The 14,986-nt window shown below is 42.4% G+C and carries 17 protein-coding genes; 3 read left to right on the forward strand and 14 right to left on the reverse strand.

Features of this window, described 5'->3' with window-relative positions; translation table 11 throughout:
- Positions 1-127 precede the first annotated feature (127 nt).
- Entirely contained in the window at positions 128-346 is a 219-nt protein-coding gene (locus GQR89_RS08125; RefSeq protein WP_158769576.1) for a DUF6500 family protein, read from the forward strand.
- Between the two features lie 153 nt (positions 347-499).
- Here GQR89_RS08125 and GQR89_RS08130 read toward each other — a convergent pair whose 3' ends face one another.
- The 10 genes from GQR89_RS08130 to atpD form a co-directional block, all read right to left on the reverse strand.
- Positions 500-862: a carboxymuconolactone decarboxylase family protein gene (locus GQR89_RS08130; protein ID WP_158769577.1), complete on the reverse strand. Its 363-nt coding sequence runs from the start codon at positions 860-862 to the stop codon at positions 500-502.
- A gap of 411 nt (positions 863-1,273) precedes the next feature.
- The gene (locus tag GQR89_RS08135) at positions 1,274-2,176 is read right to left on the reverse strand and encodes a F0F1 ATP synthase subunit gamma (RefSeq protein ID WP_158769578.1); all 903 of its coding nucleotides are present in this window, start codon (positions 2,174-2,176) and stop codon (positions 1,274-1,276) included.
- On the reverse strand, positions 2,169-3,755 hold the full coding sequence (locus GQR89_RS08140; protein WP_158769579.1) for an alternate F1F0 ATPase, F1 subunit alpha: 1,587 nt from the start codon (positions 3,753-3,755) through the stop codon (positions 2,169-2,171). Before GQR89_RS08140 ends, GQR89_RS08135 begins: the two co-directional genes overlap by 8 nt.
- A gap of 38 nt (positions 3,756-3,793) precedes the next feature.
- The gene (atpF, locus tag GQR89_RS08145) at positions 3,794-4,606 is read right to left on the reverse strand and encodes a F0F1 ATP synthase subunit B (RefSeq protein WP_158769580.1); all 813 of its coding nucleotides are present in this window, start codon (positions 4,604-4,606) and stop codon (positions 3,794-3,796) included.
- Between the two features lie 3 nt (positions 4,607-4,609).
- Positions 4,610-4,888, reverse strand: a complete 279-nt coding sequence (locus GQR89_RS08150) for a F0F1 ATP synthase subunit C (protein ID WP_158769581.1) — start codon at positions 4,886-4,888, stop codon at positions 4,610-4,612.
- The gene (locus tag GQR89_RS08155; RefSeq protein WP_158769582.1) at positions 4,888-5,607 is read right to left on the reverse strand and encodes a F0F1 ATP synthase subunit A; all 720 of its coding nucleotides are present in this window, start codon (positions 5,605-5,607) and stop codon (positions 4,888-4,890) included. Before GQR89_RS08155 ends, GQR89_RS08150 begins: the two co-directional genes overlap by 1 nt.
- Positions 5,597-5,923 (reverse strand): ATP synthase subunit I, encoded by a 327-nt coding sequence (locus GQR89_RS08160; protein WP_158769583.1) that lies wholly within the window; start codon positions 5,921-5,923, stop codon positions 5,597-5,599. The genes GQR89_RS08155 and GQR89_RS08160 overlap by 11 nt, the downstream gene beginning before the upstream one ends.
- Positions 5,913-6,275, reverse strand: coding sequence for an AtpZ/AtpI family protein (locus GQR89_RS08165; RefSeq protein ID WP_158769584.1), 363 nt, complete (start codon positions 6,273-6,275; stop codon positions 5,913-5,915). Before GQR89_RS08165 ends, GQR89_RS08160 begins: the two co-directional genes overlap by 11 nt.
- A gap of 4 nt (positions 6,276-6,279) precedes the next feature.
- Positions 6,280-6,669, reverse strand: coding sequence for a F0F1 ATP synthase subunit epsilon (locus GQR89_RS08170; protein ID WP_158769585.1), 390 nt, complete (start codon positions 6,667-6,669; stop codon positions 6,280-6,282).
- Positions 6,659-8,098, reverse strand: coding sequence for a F0F1 ATP synthase subunit beta (gene atpD, locus GQR89_RS08175; protein WP_158769586.1), 1,440 nt, complete (start codon positions 8,096-8,098; stop codon positions 6,659-6,661). The genes GQR89_RS08170 and atpD overlap by 11 nt, the downstream gene beginning before the upstream one ends.
- 306 nt (positions 8,099-8,404) lie before the next feature.
- Here atpD and GQR89_RS08180 point away from each other — a divergent pair, with 306 nt between their 5' ends.
- Positions 8,405-9,118, forward strand: a complete 714-nt coding sequence (locus tag GQR89_RS08180) for a VIT family protein (protein WP_158769587.1) — start codon at positions 8,405-8,407, stop codon at positions 9,116-9,118.
- Positions 9,119-9,711: 593 nt separating this feature from the next.
- Here the strand turns inward: GQR89_RS08180 and corA are convergent.
- The 4 genes from corA to GQR89_RS08200 all read right to left on the reverse strand — a co-directional run bounded on the left by corA (position 9,712) and on the right by GQR89_RS08200 (position 13,874).
- Entirely contained in the window at positions 9,712-10,779 is a 1,068-nt protein-coding gene (gene corA, locus GQR89_RS08185) for a magnesium/cobalt transporter CorA (protein ID WP_158769588.1), read from the reverse strand.
- A gap of 282 nt (positions 10,780-11,061) precedes the next feature.
- Positions 11,062-11,445, reverse strand: a complete 384-nt coding sequence (locus tag GQR89_RS08190) for a RidA family protein (RefSeq protein WP_158769589.1) — start codon at positions 11,443-11,445, stop codon at positions 11,062-11,064.
- A 20-nt stretch (positions 11,446-11,465) separates the two neighbouring features.
- Complete coding sequence (locus GQR89_RS08195) at positions 11,466-11,609, reverse strand: hypothetical protein (RefSeq protein WP_158769590.1); 144 nt, start codon at positions 11,607-11,609, stop codon at positions 11,466-11,468.
- 9 nt (positions 11,610-11,618) lie between these two features.
- Positions 11,619-13,874 carry a TonB-dependent receptor gene (locus tag GQR89_RS08200; protein ID WP_158769591.1) on the reverse strand — a complete coding sequence of 752 codons (2,256 nt, stop codon included), beginning with the start codon at positions 13,872-13,874 and terminating at the stop codon, positions 11,619-11,621.
- A 544-nt stretch (positions 13,875-14,418) separates the two neighbouring features.
- Between GQR89_RS08200 and GQR89_RS08205 the strand changes: the two genes are divergently transcribed.
- Entirely contained in the window at positions 14,419-14,895 is a 477-nt protein-coding gene (locus GQR89_RS08205; protein ID WP_158769592.1) for a GNAT family N-acetyltransferase, read from the forward strand.
- The last annotated feature ends 91 nt before the right edge of the window (positions 14,896-14,986 follow it).

Consider the following 14,986-nt stretch of genomic DNA (forward strand, 5'->3'; position numbering starts at 1 on the left):
TTCATCTGCTCATTTATAGTTGTATTCGAAGTCATATCTATTTTGGGTTTAACCTCTTTTGGTGAATACTACAGCGAGTTATGACTACGCTTTTAAGAATAGCAGATTTAACATGTTGAGGGGGAATATGAGAGCAGAATTACGAGCGAAGATAATCGATGTGTGTGATAAAAAAATTGACAGTAAAGGCGGTAATGTCGGCCTTTCCTTTTATGCTTTTTTTACCAATAAAAATGATAATCCTGAGTTATTGATGGAAGCGGCAACGTGGTGGATACAAACCCATGCGTTGGATCATTTTGTGAAAGCACAAAAAATTAAACAAATGGTGCAAGACGGGCTTTAGATAGGTTGTTTGCATAAATAATGACGTCGATATAATACTTATCATCTTTATCGTTCAATAGTCCGAGGAATGAATACTAAGGCAGCTAAGGTCTGCCATAAACGTCTTAAAAAAACGACTAGCGATGATTGCTAGCCGTTAATGATGGGGCATTTACAGTGGTAAATCTTCATTTAGCTCGAATTGATCCAAGGCTTCTAACGCTTCACAACCGTATACCATTGACGGCCCGCCGCCCATCAATATTGCTACGCCTATTGTTTCAACTATTTCTTGTCTATTAGCACCTGCCTTTAAGGCATCATGAACGTGAAACGCAATACAACCGTTACAACGCACTGATATCGCAATACTCAAGCAAATTAATTCTTTTGTTTTGCCGTCTAAGGCACCTTTGCTCACTGCGTTAACGTGTAATTCGCCGAAGCCGGCCATTGTTTCTGGAATTTCAGCGATTAATTTTGCACTGAGTTCTTGCAATTTTTGATAGGTATTTATGTGATCAGTTGGTTGCATTGCGGTTTCCATTTAAAGTTGATTTTAAACTGTGTTATACAATCACTTCGCCTCAGATAATCCCATTTATTACGTTGAGCATTTGTGGCACGCTTTAACAGGGATCGTACCTGTCATGTGCTTAATGAAATGAATCACTGGGCGTCTAAGCTTCTTACCAATTGTCAAGGGAACGCATAAATACACATTTATTCCCAAACCTACATTTTAAATTATTTTTTGAAATAAATTGCTGACGTGTATCATGTTCATCGTTGGCACTTAAACTGCGTAAGTAGCGAATTAAGTATGGAGCATTTCGCTATTAACCAATTGATGATGATCAACAACGTAGGAATATAAAGATAAAACTATTTTCGGCATTACCTGAAACAACAATAGTATGGCACCTCATCTTGGCGTGATGTCGCGCTATTCGGTTACGCCGATTAGGGCTTCAAAACCACCCACTAAATCAGACAATTCTTCATCAATCGCTCCTTGTCGTCGGCGATGATACTGGCGTGATAATAGACTTTGAATTTCTTCAATATTTTTTTCAGCGCGTTGCATGGCGATAAGCCGACTAGCATTTTCGCTGGCCAATGATTCAATGCTGGCACGGTACAATGAGGTAAAGAGATATTCACCGATTAAGGCACCAAAGGTAATTTCTGTGTTGGCTAATAATTGTGGTCGGCAGGAAGTTGGCCAAGGCTCGGCTAAAATCGTCTGTTGCCATACGTTATCTAAGGGTAAAATACGTTGGCACGTAGGCTCGTATTGCGCATTAGCAAGTGTGCGATTAAAGAACAAATACACCTCTTGAAGTTGGTTGGTTTGTTGTTGTAAGTGGATTTCTTGCAAAATGTCTGTGACTAATGTGGTCACTGAGTCGATGGAGTTAGGTAATGTGAACCGACGTTGTAGCGGATACTCGAAATCTTCGAGATGGGCTTGGATACGCTCACCTACGGTCCATATAAGTTTATCGCCGGCCATGTTGGCTATGTTAGTTGTCATAAATGACACTAAAGTGTCATTAAATTGGCCTACCAACCCTTGATCAGAGCCTATAACAATAATACCTGTCTTACTTTTTTTAGCGGTTGTTGAGGAATGTTTAAAATGCGCTGATGCAACTTGTTTACCTACGTTGCGAAAGTACGCCATTAACCCCAATTGTACCGTGCGATAGTAATCATCAAGGGCATGAACGGCATTTTCATACTGATTGATATTCGCCGCGGCCATGGCTTTCATCGTACGCACAACTGATTTTAAATCACCGGCGCTATTGATTTTATGCTGTAAACCACTACTCGATTCACTCATGTGTACCCGCACTTATTGGTTGCGTCTTAAGAGGCAATTGTGGATCTGTAAGCATAAAGGGCTGCAATACTGTTTTCACCATGTTGAGCACTTGTTGTTTATTGTCATCAGTTAAACTGTCCGCTTGTTCTAAGCACGCCACTATAGGTGGTGACAGCGAGGCTAAGCCAGCAACAACCGCTGTCTGAGCCTCATTGATGGAGGACAGTGATATTGTATCGAAAAGGCCATTGGTTAATGTTAGCAATATCACGATTTGCGCAGCCACTGGTAAAGGACGAGATTCAGCCTGTTTAAGGCAAGCCCGTATGCGTTGACCATGTTCGATGGTCAGTAAACTATTAGCGTCTAAACGCGCACCAAAGCGGGCGAAGCTTTCTAATTCTTCAAATTGGGCATAGGCTAACTTCAACGCCCCAGATACTTTTCTAAACCCTGCGCGTTGGGCTTTACCACCGACTCGTGAAACAGATTTCCCTACATCAACGGCCGGCAACACTCCAAGGGCAAATAATGTTGGCGACAAGTAAATTTGTCCATCGGTGATTGATATTAAATTAGTCGGAATATAGGCCGACATATTCTGTTCTTCTGTTTCAATAATGGGCAATGCAGTAAGTGAGCCGCCACCATTTTCATCATTTAGGTGGGTGGAGCGCTCAAGTAATCGCGAGTGAAGATAAAATATATCACCGGGAAATGCTTCACGTCCCGGAGGTCTGCGTAGTAGTAATGATAACTCTCGGTATGAGCGGGCATGCTGTGTTAAATCGTCATACACGATGAGCACGTCTTTGCCGCTGCTCATGAAAAACTCACCAATAGTGGTCGCGGCATAAGGGGCTATATAATCAAGCCCAGGCGGATCGTTACCTTCAGTTACCATTACCACAGTATAATCAAAGGCATTGTGAAGTTTTAAGGTAGCCAGTATTTTTGCAACTGAAGCCGCTTTTTGACCTATTGCACAATAAACACATATCACGTCTTTGCCTTTTTGATTGAGAATGGTATCAATGGCAATGGAGGTTTTACCCGTTTGTCGGTCACCCATTATCAGCTCACGTTGGCCACGCCCAATGGGTAAAAGGGCATCTAATACCTTTAGGCCGGTTTGTAATGGTTCAGTTACGGGAGAACGGGCCATTATCGCCGGAGCGGGACGTTCAATAGGCATGCGCTGGGTACTGAATATTTGGCCTTTACCGTCAAGTGCGCGCCCGATGGGGTCAATCACTCGTCCAATTAGATCATTACCTACGGCAACGTCCATTACACGGCCAGTGCGCAGCACTTCATCCCCTGCATTTAACAGGCTATAATCGCCGAGCATGATTACGCCAATTTCATGCTCATCAATATTAAAGGCAATGCCGTGAATATTACCAGGGAAGAGTAATAATTCTTCAAAACCTGCGCCAGGCAAGCCGTCAACAATAGCTACGCCCGCTGAAACGCTTTTAACTGTTCCTATTTCTTGCAATCCGCAGCTTGGTTGTGCTGTCTCGCGACTATGCTTGAATTGTTCAAATAGCTGTTGATAGCTTTGTTTTAATTCGTTTTCAAAGCTGAGTTTCATGCAATTTCCTTGTTCCCAGTGCGTTGATTCTACGCACGTTAGTTTGCTGACTCCGCGTGTTCATCGGTATTGTTATTAGAGGGCGATAAATCGAGAGCCGCTTCAACTTGCTGCTGTAATTCGGTTAAATAGTTTTGTGCACTCCAGGATATTTTCCAGCCATTAAGCGTGAGTTCTACACCGGTGATAAGTTGCGGCACTAGACTTTGCGTAACCTCGATTGTCTGTTGTTTATCTGTAACAAATTTGTCTTGCAGACAATGTTGCAGGCGCGATAATTGAACATTGCTCAAGGAAAAAACACTGCGAACCAAAACACGGTTGCCACTGTTGACCAATGCATGTTTGAGTTCTGAACTTTGATTTTCTTCTAAGGTGTTAAGACGCTGAATAAGCTTTTCAAACAGCATGCTCTCGAGTTCGTTATCTGCTAAATCACCAAGTACTTTGCGACATAGGGCATACACTTCGCGCATACTTTCTTGCAACACGTCTTGCCTTGACTGTGAAATTTCTTGTTGCATGGCTGCTAAGCGTTTTTTCAATAAAATATCAGCACTTTGACGTGCTTCATCGAGTATGTTTTTCGCGGTTAATTCGGCTTCTTTTTTGGCGCTGGCAACGATTTTAGTGCCTTGTTGCTCAATAGAATTGAGACTTTTCTCATACTGGTTTTGCAATTCCAAAGCTTGCTTTTTCTTATTATCGGCGTCAGCGAGAACGCCTGCTATTTTACTTTCTCTGGCATCTAACCCGTCGATAATGGGGCGATATAAAAAGCGTTTAAGCAACCATAAAAGGATTAAAAAGTTAATCGCTTGGGCTATAACGGTGAACCAATCTATCGGCATGGACTAGCCTCCACTTTGTGCAATAAAGTGGTTCCAAAAAGGATTACTAAACAACACGATCATCGAGACAACAAAACAATAAATTGCTGTGGATTCGATCATCGCTAACCCCACAAATAAGGTGCGAGTGATGGTCGAAGATGCATCAGGTTGTTGTGCCAAAGCATTGAGTGCGCTGGCCACTGCTGAACCTTCAGCCAGTGATGGGCCTAATACACCTATGCTGATCGTCAGGCCAGCGGTAATGATTGAGCACATTGCTATCAAGGTTAGACTATCCATTATTTTTCCTTCGGTGTCATTGGTTTAGGCGGATGTAGTGTAAGAGATTGATGTTTGTTTATGACGCTGGCTGCCGCGATATACACAGAAGCTAATACAAAAAATATATAGGCTTGAACCATGCCAGTGAGTAGGCCGAGAATAGACATAATAACCGGAAATATTAGTGGAGAAATGACCAGTAATATGGCGATGATCATTGCGCCACTCATCATATTGCCGAATAAGCGTACGGCTAGAGCTAACGTGCGTGACAACTCACCAATAATGTTAAAGGGCAACATAAATAGCGTCGGTTGGGTGTACGACAACAAGTACTCTTTGAGTCCTTTGTTTTTGATCCCGTAAAAGGGTACCGAAATAAATACACAGAAAGCCAATGCCACAGTCGTCGATAAAGAGCCCGTTGGGGGCTCAAAATTAGGGATAATGGTCAGCAAGTTGGTCATAGCAATAAATAGAAATAAGGTGCCAAGAAACCCCATGTATTGTTTAGGCTTGGCTAAACCCGCCTCCGCAATTTGTTGCATAATAGTGATGACGATAATTTCTAGACCGTTTTGCCAACGAGAACGGTGCACTTTTCTATTTAATTTTCGGGTGATTAAGTATGCACTAATGACTAAAACAAGCATTACTGCCCACGTAAAAACCAGCGTGGCATTAAGTTTGATAAAACCATACTGCCAGTAGATTATTTCGTCAGGGCTAATGTGCATTACTAATAGCCTTTTTCTCTAGTTGATTTTTATCTGTCTTAGCGAGGCATTTTGTCATAAATATGCGACCTATTATAAAGCCAATCAAACTCGCCACAAGTCGCCACATGTCGTTGTCGGATATCCAGTAAAATACCGAAACTGCTGTGCCCATACGCGCTAATATACCGCCTAAAAACCACACTGCTGGGTGATCAGATTTCAAGCCTTTATCTACCGTTAGCCACAAAACGTAAAAAAAACAACAGCCCAAGACTATTCCTACCATAAAAGGAAATATCAAATTCAACATATGAGGTTCGAAATTACTCATCATTATCGTCACTGTTCCTATCGTCGTTATGCATTGCCGCATATTCTTTACTTATCCAACTCCACGCAGTAAAACACCCTATGGCTAAGCCCGCTAGCAACAACGCTAATGTCCAAGAGCGTTGGTCGCCATAATGTTTGTCTAGCCAAATACCTAAACCAACACCGATTAGCGTAGGGACGGTAATTGACCAGCCAATGATGCCCATTGTGCCAAGACCAAACCAAATGCCAGCGTGTTTGCGTCTTTTTGCCAGTAGCTTCAATGCGACTTTTGCATCGACTTGCTCAACTAAAAATGACGGTTTCCCAGGATTGTGGTTGCTGGGATCAGAGCTGCTTTTATCCTCATCCATTGGGCTATTGTCTCGACAAGGCTGAAAATTGTTTTAAAAAACCCGTCTCTAACTTAGCGAGTACACTGCGTAACGCTTGTTGTTCTTGGTCTAACTTTAAAAATTCTTGTTTAACAGCCTGTTGTAGCTCTTCTAGAGAGCTGCCGCGGATAGCTCGACGCACAGACACAATGACTTGGTCTGCTGTTTTTACGAGTATGCCTTGATCAACGGCAATATAATGGCTGTCTTGCAAGGATGTTTGGTAAGTCAAAATACCCGGCACAAGGGGCGTAACACAGTCTAGTCGTTGAGGAAGAATGCCAAAACTGCCTTGAGGCGTTTCCGCTACTAAGCTGATGACCTGAGTTAGTTGAGCAAAAACCATATTGGGTAGCAGAATTTTAATGTTCATGGTTAGCCTCATCTGAGGACTGGCTCGGTTTTTTCGGTTGGGTATTAACCGCTTCGCTGATTTCGCCAATCATGTACAAAGCACTTTCTGGATAATCATCATACTCGCCGCTTAAAATCCGTTCACAGCCGTCCAATGTTTGCTCTAAGGTGACGAACTTGCCTTGCAAGCCAGTAAATTGCTCTGTGGTAAAAAATGGTTGGGTGAAAAAGCGCTCTAAGCGTCGAGCTCGCATAACAATATCGCGATCTTTTTTCGATAATTGCTCTAAACCCAACATTGCAATGATGTCTTTTAATTCATTATATTGTGCGAGGATTTGCCGAACTTGCTGTGCAACACTGTAATGTCGATCGCCAATTACGCTTGATGAAGCTAGTTTAGAATTTGATTGTAATGGGTCAATAGATGGGTAAAAACCTTCGCTGGCGCGCTTTCGCGATAATACCAACGTTGCGGAAAGATGTGAAAATGTATGAACTGCCGCAGGATCGGTAAAGTCATCCGCAGGTACATATACCGCTTGAATCGATGTGATAGCGCCATTTTCTGTATTGGCAATGCGCTCTTCAAGACTTGATAACTCTGTTCCAAGAGTGGGCTGATAACCCATCCGTGACGGTATTTGCCCCATTAGGCCGGATACTTCAGAGCCTGCCTGAATAAAACGAAAAATATTATCGATGAGTAGAAGAACGTCTTTCTTTTCGTCGTCGCGGAAATATTCAGCCATGGTGAGAGCAGCATGGCCTACACGAAATCGGCTTCCAGGAGGTTCATTCATTTGACCAAAGAGCATAACCATATTATCTAATACACCGGCCTGTTTCATTTCTCGGTATAACTCTTCGCCTTCACGACATCTCTCACCAATACCGCAAAATATACTCACACCTTGTTGATGGCTGACCATATTGTGGATCATTTCTGTGAGTAAGACTGTTTTACCCACACCTGCACCACCAAATAAGCCTGCTTTTCCGCCTCGTTCAAGTGGGCACAATACATCAACAATTTTGATACCTGTCTCGAATACTTGCAACTGGCTCGATATTCTCATCAAAGCGGGGGGGGATTGATGGATGCTACGTGACGGCATATCAGTGGTGAATTCTTTGCCATCTATTACGTGACCAAACACGTTAAACATACGCGAAAGAGTAGCGGGCCCGACGGGTACTTTTAAGGGGCCACCTGAATCTTCAGCAACCATACCTCTGGCCAATCCTTGGGTGGGGCTTAACGCAATGGTGCGCACTTTTTGATGGGAAAGTTGTGACACCACTTCTAGCGTAACGCTGCGATTTTGTGCATAAATAATATTGTGGATAGCGGGCACTTGAGCGCTAAATAGAATATCCACAATACTGCCCCGCACAGCAGCAATTACACCGGTATTTACGGTGTTGTCACTGAGGTTTTGTGGCATTGAACTAGACTTAAATCGACTCGGCATTTACGTGTTTTGGTATATTAGTTTCACCCTAACGATATACTGTCTCAAATCATTAGTAACATGTTGACCTTCATCAACTTTACTAACAATACTTAATATTATTTTTAAGGGAATACCTCAGGCACTGTTACGATTCAGAAAAAGGGGCATATAGTCCGTAGGTTTGCAGTGATACATGCGCTTGTTATGCAGTTGTCAAAATTCAATAGACCACTAATAAAACCAATAACGTCACAGCCACATTAATTGTTGTATTGAAAATTAAATAGGATCGCCAGTATGAGCGATGAGAAACAAGTAAACGAACACACCCGCAGCTTGGTTGTTACTCGGCTAAGTTGGTTGAGGGCAGGAGTTCTCGGTGCCAATGATGGACTTATTTCGACCGCTGGGCTGGTAGTCGGTGTCGCGGCCGCATCAGCTGATATTCAAGATATCACCACTGCTGGTATAGCCGGACTTACCGCTGGGGCCATTTCGATGGCACTTGGTGAGTATGTCTCGGTGAGTACGCAACGAGACACCGAAACGGCGTTGATCGCAAAGAAACGAAGTCTACTAAAAGCGCATCCCGATGAAGGGAAAGAATGGATTGCCTCGTTTCTGCGTGAGCGTGGCGTCAGTGCAAAAACGGCGAGCCTCGTCATTGAAGAGTTTCGCGACGGCGAGGTGTTACGGGCGCTTATTCGCCACGGGTTTGGCATTAATGAACAAGAAATCGCGAACCCTTGGGTGGCGGCGGGATCGTCTTTGCTGTCGTTTTCGTTTGGCGCCGCGTTACCCGTGATCGCGATGCTATTATCGCCGACGGATTTGCGGATCCAGGTGACTTTCATTGGGGTATTAATTGGTCTTGCATTAACCGGGGGGTTAAGCGCGTACCTTGGACAATCTAGCAAGCGCTCGGCCGTTATACGACTGCTGGTCGGTGGCGCGTTAGCGATGGCGACCACTTACGGCATAGGCCAACTTCTCGGCACGACTGCTTTTTAGCGGGATCCCTTCAGTAAAAAAAACGGGCAACACAGTGCTAGGAAAGGCAAGGAAACAAAAGGAAATATGAGTGGAGAATAATGAAGGTTAGAACAAAATCACTCACAATGTAACCTTGTTCTAACCTTATGTTACTAATCTTATACTGATGATTTTAGGCAAAATGCCACTTTTTTTGGGACTTAACGTCCTAGTATATTTTTGTTAGTTTTCTTCGACTGTTTTGCCGCTTTCTTTTCTTTTGTCGTTAAAAGCGGTTTCTTTTTAGAATCTTTTTTACTGTCTTGTCCTTTGCTCATAATATTTTTCACTCGTTATAAGTTTATTAACCTAAAGTCAGTTTGAGCCAACCTGAGAACCTTGCTAAGAATTAACATCATGAAAACGATGATGATGTTGATACATAGTCATTTCAGTATGAGCTTAATCACGAGCAACTGAAAGGTAATGTTATGGTGTTCTTCATAAGGTGGATTCATCTGAGCTTTGTGACGAATATTAACCAAAATGGCCTAAACGATAACGGTTTTTAACTGCATAAACTTTTCAATCGCTATGGGGACAACTATTTTGGCCGATTTTATTAGTGCGAATTAAATCCACTTATGTTTTTTGAAGAACAGCAACATGCCGCCAATCATACCGAGCATGACCAGCCAAACGCCGACATAGCCATAGGGAGAATAGAGTTCTGGCATACTTAATGGCCCAGCACTTTGACTGAAATTCATACCGTAAATGCCCACAACAAAGGTGGGGGGAATAAATAAGGTGGCGATAATAGTGAGCACACGCATGACTTCATTGAGCTTTAAACTGACGATACTCATATAGAGTTCCATCAAGCCATTAGTCATTTCGTGGTAGGTCTCTATCAATTCGAGGATAGAAATACAGTGATCGTAGCAATCTCGTAAAAACACCTTAGTATCAGGCGAAATTAAATCAGAGATATCGTCGCGCAGTAAGGTATTAATTAATTCGCGTTGTGGCCATATTTGTCGTTTCAGGATCAATATTTCGCGGCGCAAGCTGTGTATTTTCTGTAATATGTTTTTATCGTGGTTATCTAACAGTAAATCCTCAGTTGCATCGATACGGTCAGCGTAATTTTCAAGAACGGGAAAGCCCCAATCGATGACCGTATCCACCAAACTATAAAATAAGTAATCAGCTTGGCGTTTTCTGAGTCGTCCTGCCGGCGCGCTTAATCGGCTATTTACCCCTGCAAATGGGTTAAACTTACCACCACAAAAAGAAATCACCGTGTTTGGCATCAAAAACAAACTAATTTGTTGCAGACTCACACCCTCTTTTGTTTGCAACGGAAGTGTAAGGATTGTAAAAATTTGCTCCTCTTGCATTTCAATCTTAGGTCTTTGTCCCATGCTGGCCACATCTTCAATAAACAGTTCAGGAATACCAAAATCACTCGCTAACTGGGTTAATGTGACCTTATCTGGATCGCCCTGAACATGCACCCACGTTATGTTGTCGTTATGGATATGGGCTGTGCATTGCTCGGCGGTCGCATCGTGCCTTTCAACGAGTTGATTAGCATTGTAATCAAATACCGATAGGGTTAATTCGCCCTTATTATTTTCGTTGATGACACCAGGACGTGTACCTGGTTGGTTGTATTGCTTACGAAATAACTTCATTTCATTCCTAGAGGCTAATGCGAAGATTATCAGTGTGATAGGACAAGCATATAACACAGTCGATAGGGTTCCAATATAGCAAAATGTAATCTGCCTATATTGCTAATTACCGCGAAATTTAACATCGGACGTAGTCGTTATAAAACCAGATTGGCTGGGCATTGTGTCATGACCGTGTGGAAATCTGCAACTCGGTTATTTTATCAGGTTACTTACTTTTGGCGACTAAACAGTAAGCTAGTATGGTGTTCACAATACAGATGACTAATCGCAAATGATTGGCTAGCCAGCAGGAGACTGATGTTGAGCATTTGGGGCTAGCGCAATAAATTCTATTTCAACTCTACCGCCTAAGCCTAAACCACTGCCAGCAATGACGTTGTCCATCCCTGAGCTAAATCTTTCTAGCGTGCTTTTAATGTTGTCTAATGCTTGGCGTGTCTCTGGAATAACGCCGTCTTCAACTCGTTTTAATTGACCTGAAATTACACCTGATTCACCGGATAGATATAATATATCGTTGACGCGTACCGCTTGTGAAAACGGCAGATTGTGCTGTTTAAATGCATCAGAACTGAGACGTGTTATTGCGTGATCAGGTTGTGGATGTGCGTTGCTGGATATACACAGCAACGTTGTGCTAAATAAAATGAATAATCTTTTCATCGTTGGTACCTTTTATACTGTTATTTTTTGAGTAAATAGGTCTGGGTATATTGCTCGAGCAATATATTGGCTAGCGCGTGGGTGGGTTTATCTGCTCCCATAATATAACCCTCAGACATACAGGCAAACGTCGCAATTGAAAAACAGAATAAATAAATGCGCATTTGATTCTCCTAAAAGCTATATTTTACTTCCACGCCATACGTGCGGGGCTCTTGGTAGTTGGCGGTAACCGTGCCGAAAAAGTCTTTGCGATTATCGATAGGGTCACGAACGTCGGCTAGATTACGGCCCCAAAGATAGGCTTCCCAGCCATTGTCGTTGTTCAGTAAACCAATACGAGCATTAATCAGTGTAAGGGTGTTTACATGACCGAAGTCTACAACCGTGCTATCACTCAGTGTTTCAGTTTTTACATTATCTACGGTGGTGAAAAATCCGCTGCTATGGGTAATATCTAATCGCCAAGAAAGGTCTGCGTTTAAAGCGTTAATTTGAGTTAAATATTGCACACCGATTGAAAAGTTGCTGTCAGGTGCATTGATAAGATTGTTACCTTCGGCGTCACCTCCGCCAGTTAAACCGCCGGGGAAACTATCAAACTCGGTATTTAATAATCCCATGCTGGCTTGAATTTCTAAATTGCTGATGGGTCGGTAAGTCATCTCAAGCTCAATCCCCTGAGAGTTGGCTTGCGCAGCATTACGGATTGAAATAGATGAAGCACCATTACCTAAGTCAATAAATTGATTAACCTGATAATTTTTAAATACCGAGCTGAATGCGGCGAAGTTAACAATTAAGCTATTTCGGTAAAAATTACCTTTTAAACCCAGTTCGGCACTCCCTACTGTTTCTTTGTCAAACTCGATACCAGCTGCAAGATCACTGCTAGTGATAAAGTCCAGATTGAAGCCACCGCTTTTAAAACCGGTCGAATATTTGGCATAGCTGTTGAGGCTGTTATTAAGGGCATAATTGACGCTTAATGCGTAAGATAAATAACGGTCACCGCGTGAGTCTGTGAATCTACCATCGGTGCTGCCAATACGGAAAGTGCCAGAGTTTGATCCATCTAGTAACCAATCGATGTCTTTGGTTTCATCAGTATAGCGCAGGCCAAATGCGAGTGAAGTTGTGTCAGTTAGGTTGTATCCACTATTAAAATAGGCCGCATAACTGTCGGTCGTGACCAAACCACTGTTACTGACTAACGTACCCGGCACATTACCAAATATAAAAGACAGGGAGCCATTTATCACATCTCTTTGGGTGTCAGCGTCTTGCCGGTAAAGGTAAATTCCCGCTATGTAATCGAGTGGTGATTTATTTTGCTCGGAAATTAACTGAAGTTCTTGTGACCATTGCTGATATTGATCTGCGTATTCAATCACTAATAAATCCGCTGCAACATAATCTGAGTCATTGCGATAAAAGCTATCGGTATCTCGGTAAGCGGTAATCGATTTAACATCGAAGCCGTTGTCCGTACGGTAGGTAAAATCTATTGCTGCTCCCCAGATATCACGTTTTTCGTAGGTATCAATAGTGGTGGCGACTTCATTTTTTTTCGGGGCGCCGGTATCGAGTGTATTCCCTAAGGTATCGGATATTGCTTCGCCCAAGAAAGAGAGACGTTCGGTGTTCAGGCCATCGATGCTAAAATTGAATTCCAGTTTGTCCGACAATTGTTTCAAAAACTGGCCTCGATAAGCTAGAGCGTCACGTCCATTAAGATCATGTCCAGTGAGCAAGTTTTTAATATAGCCGTCTCTATCCAGCTTAGTGGCGGCTAATTTCACGGCACTAGTATCAGAAATAGGCAGGTTTATCTGTCCTTGAATTTCACGGGCATTCATATTGCCCAATGATCCGCTGATTTGGCCTTCTAATTCATCCGAGGGTTTTATGGATATCAGATTAATGGCGCCTGCCACGGTGTTTTTACCAAACAGTGTACCTTGTGGACCACGCAACACCTCAATCCTCGCTAAATCAAGTAGCTCTTGATTAAGAGCGGGAGATTGCCCTAAATATACTCCATCTAAATAAACACCTACTCGGGTATCAAAGCCAATATTACGACTATTCGAACCAATACCTCGGATGGTAATGGAGGAACTAATATCGGCTGTGCGCGTAATAGACAAATTCGGGATGAAATCAGCTAGTTCCGTTAACTGAGTAATGCTGGTTTGCTCAATATTGGCAGCATTAAAAGATGAAATAGCTATCGGAACTTCAGATAATTTTTGCGCGCGCTTTTGTGCTGTAACGACAACGACTTCGTATTCTTTGTTCTTTTCGGTTAGCGACTTAGGCAGCTGTTGGGCGAGGCTCGTGCATGACACTGATAGCACCAATGTGATAATCAGCCCGTTTTTATAAATTGTCTTTTTGACGGAACGCCAAGAATATAATCTGGCCATTAAACATTCCTTTTTTAAATCACATTGAACAAAGGTTGCCGAGGGCTAACACATATTGGTTGTACTTTGCTCACTTAGCAAGGTGGGGAATGATATTATGTAGGAAATTTAATCACTTAATGACATTTTTGTAGTTCTATAATTACCCTTAAAAACTGGAAATGACTAAATGTGTTCAAAATATGTAGCGAAGTTGATTGAAAAAGACGTTAGTCTTTACTTTCTTCTAAAAATAAAAAATACCGATTCAATAGCCTTCGTTTATTCACACTGCAGATTAGTCCAACAAACTCAATTAGAAAATTACGGCCAGAATCCTTCGAATAATAAGCGATAAACACGTGAAAGCGGATTTCATTATTTTCACTGAGCCATGTGCAGTAAGTAATATGCAGTAAATAATGTGCGCAAAGTATGAAAAATCATAAACGATGTTTTAACTTCGTTTATGATTGCCAGCAAAGTAAATCTGACAATTATCCTTAGATTACGCAAACTATGCCTATCGAGCGCACGAGTAATAATCTAATGTTTAGGAAATAAAATGGATGTATCGCTTCGCCAAGTCACTAAAGATAATTACGAGGCAGTGTGTGATCTTGATGTAACACCCGCCCAGGAAGATTATGTGGCATGCAATATGTGGTCTTTGGTTGAGTCGAGTTATAATGACGGGTTTGAAACTCGGGTCATTTATCTTGCTGAAGAGCCGGTAGGCTTTTTTATGTGGGTGTTTGAATCCGTTGAAAAAGTGTCGATTTGGCGGTTTATGGTAGATCACAGACATCAGCAAAGAGGCATCGGCCGAGAGGCGTTAGCGTTAGTGCTTAACGACATACGTTTAAATCCGAGTGTTGCTGAAATTGAAATCTGTTACGATCCTCAAAACCCCGTTGCGAAAGATTTTTACGCCACATTTGGATTCGTTGAGATGGGAATGGACGACGATAATGAAGATATGATAGCGATTATTAAGTGTGCTAAATATGATGCAAGCTATAAGAGCGAGCGCATGCATTAGGTTTATCCTAAGGGGTAGGGGATAGCATTTTTCTCTCGGAAAAATGCTCAGATGAGCGCAGTTAGTATTGCGCTAGGAGCTAACCCAGAAA

Origin of the sequence: Paraglaciecola sp. L1A13 (genome assembly GCF_009796745.1) — a bacterium.
Classification (GTDB): domain Bacteria; phylum Pseudomonadota; class Gammaproteobacteria; order Enterobacterales; family Alteromonadaceae; genus Paraglaciecola.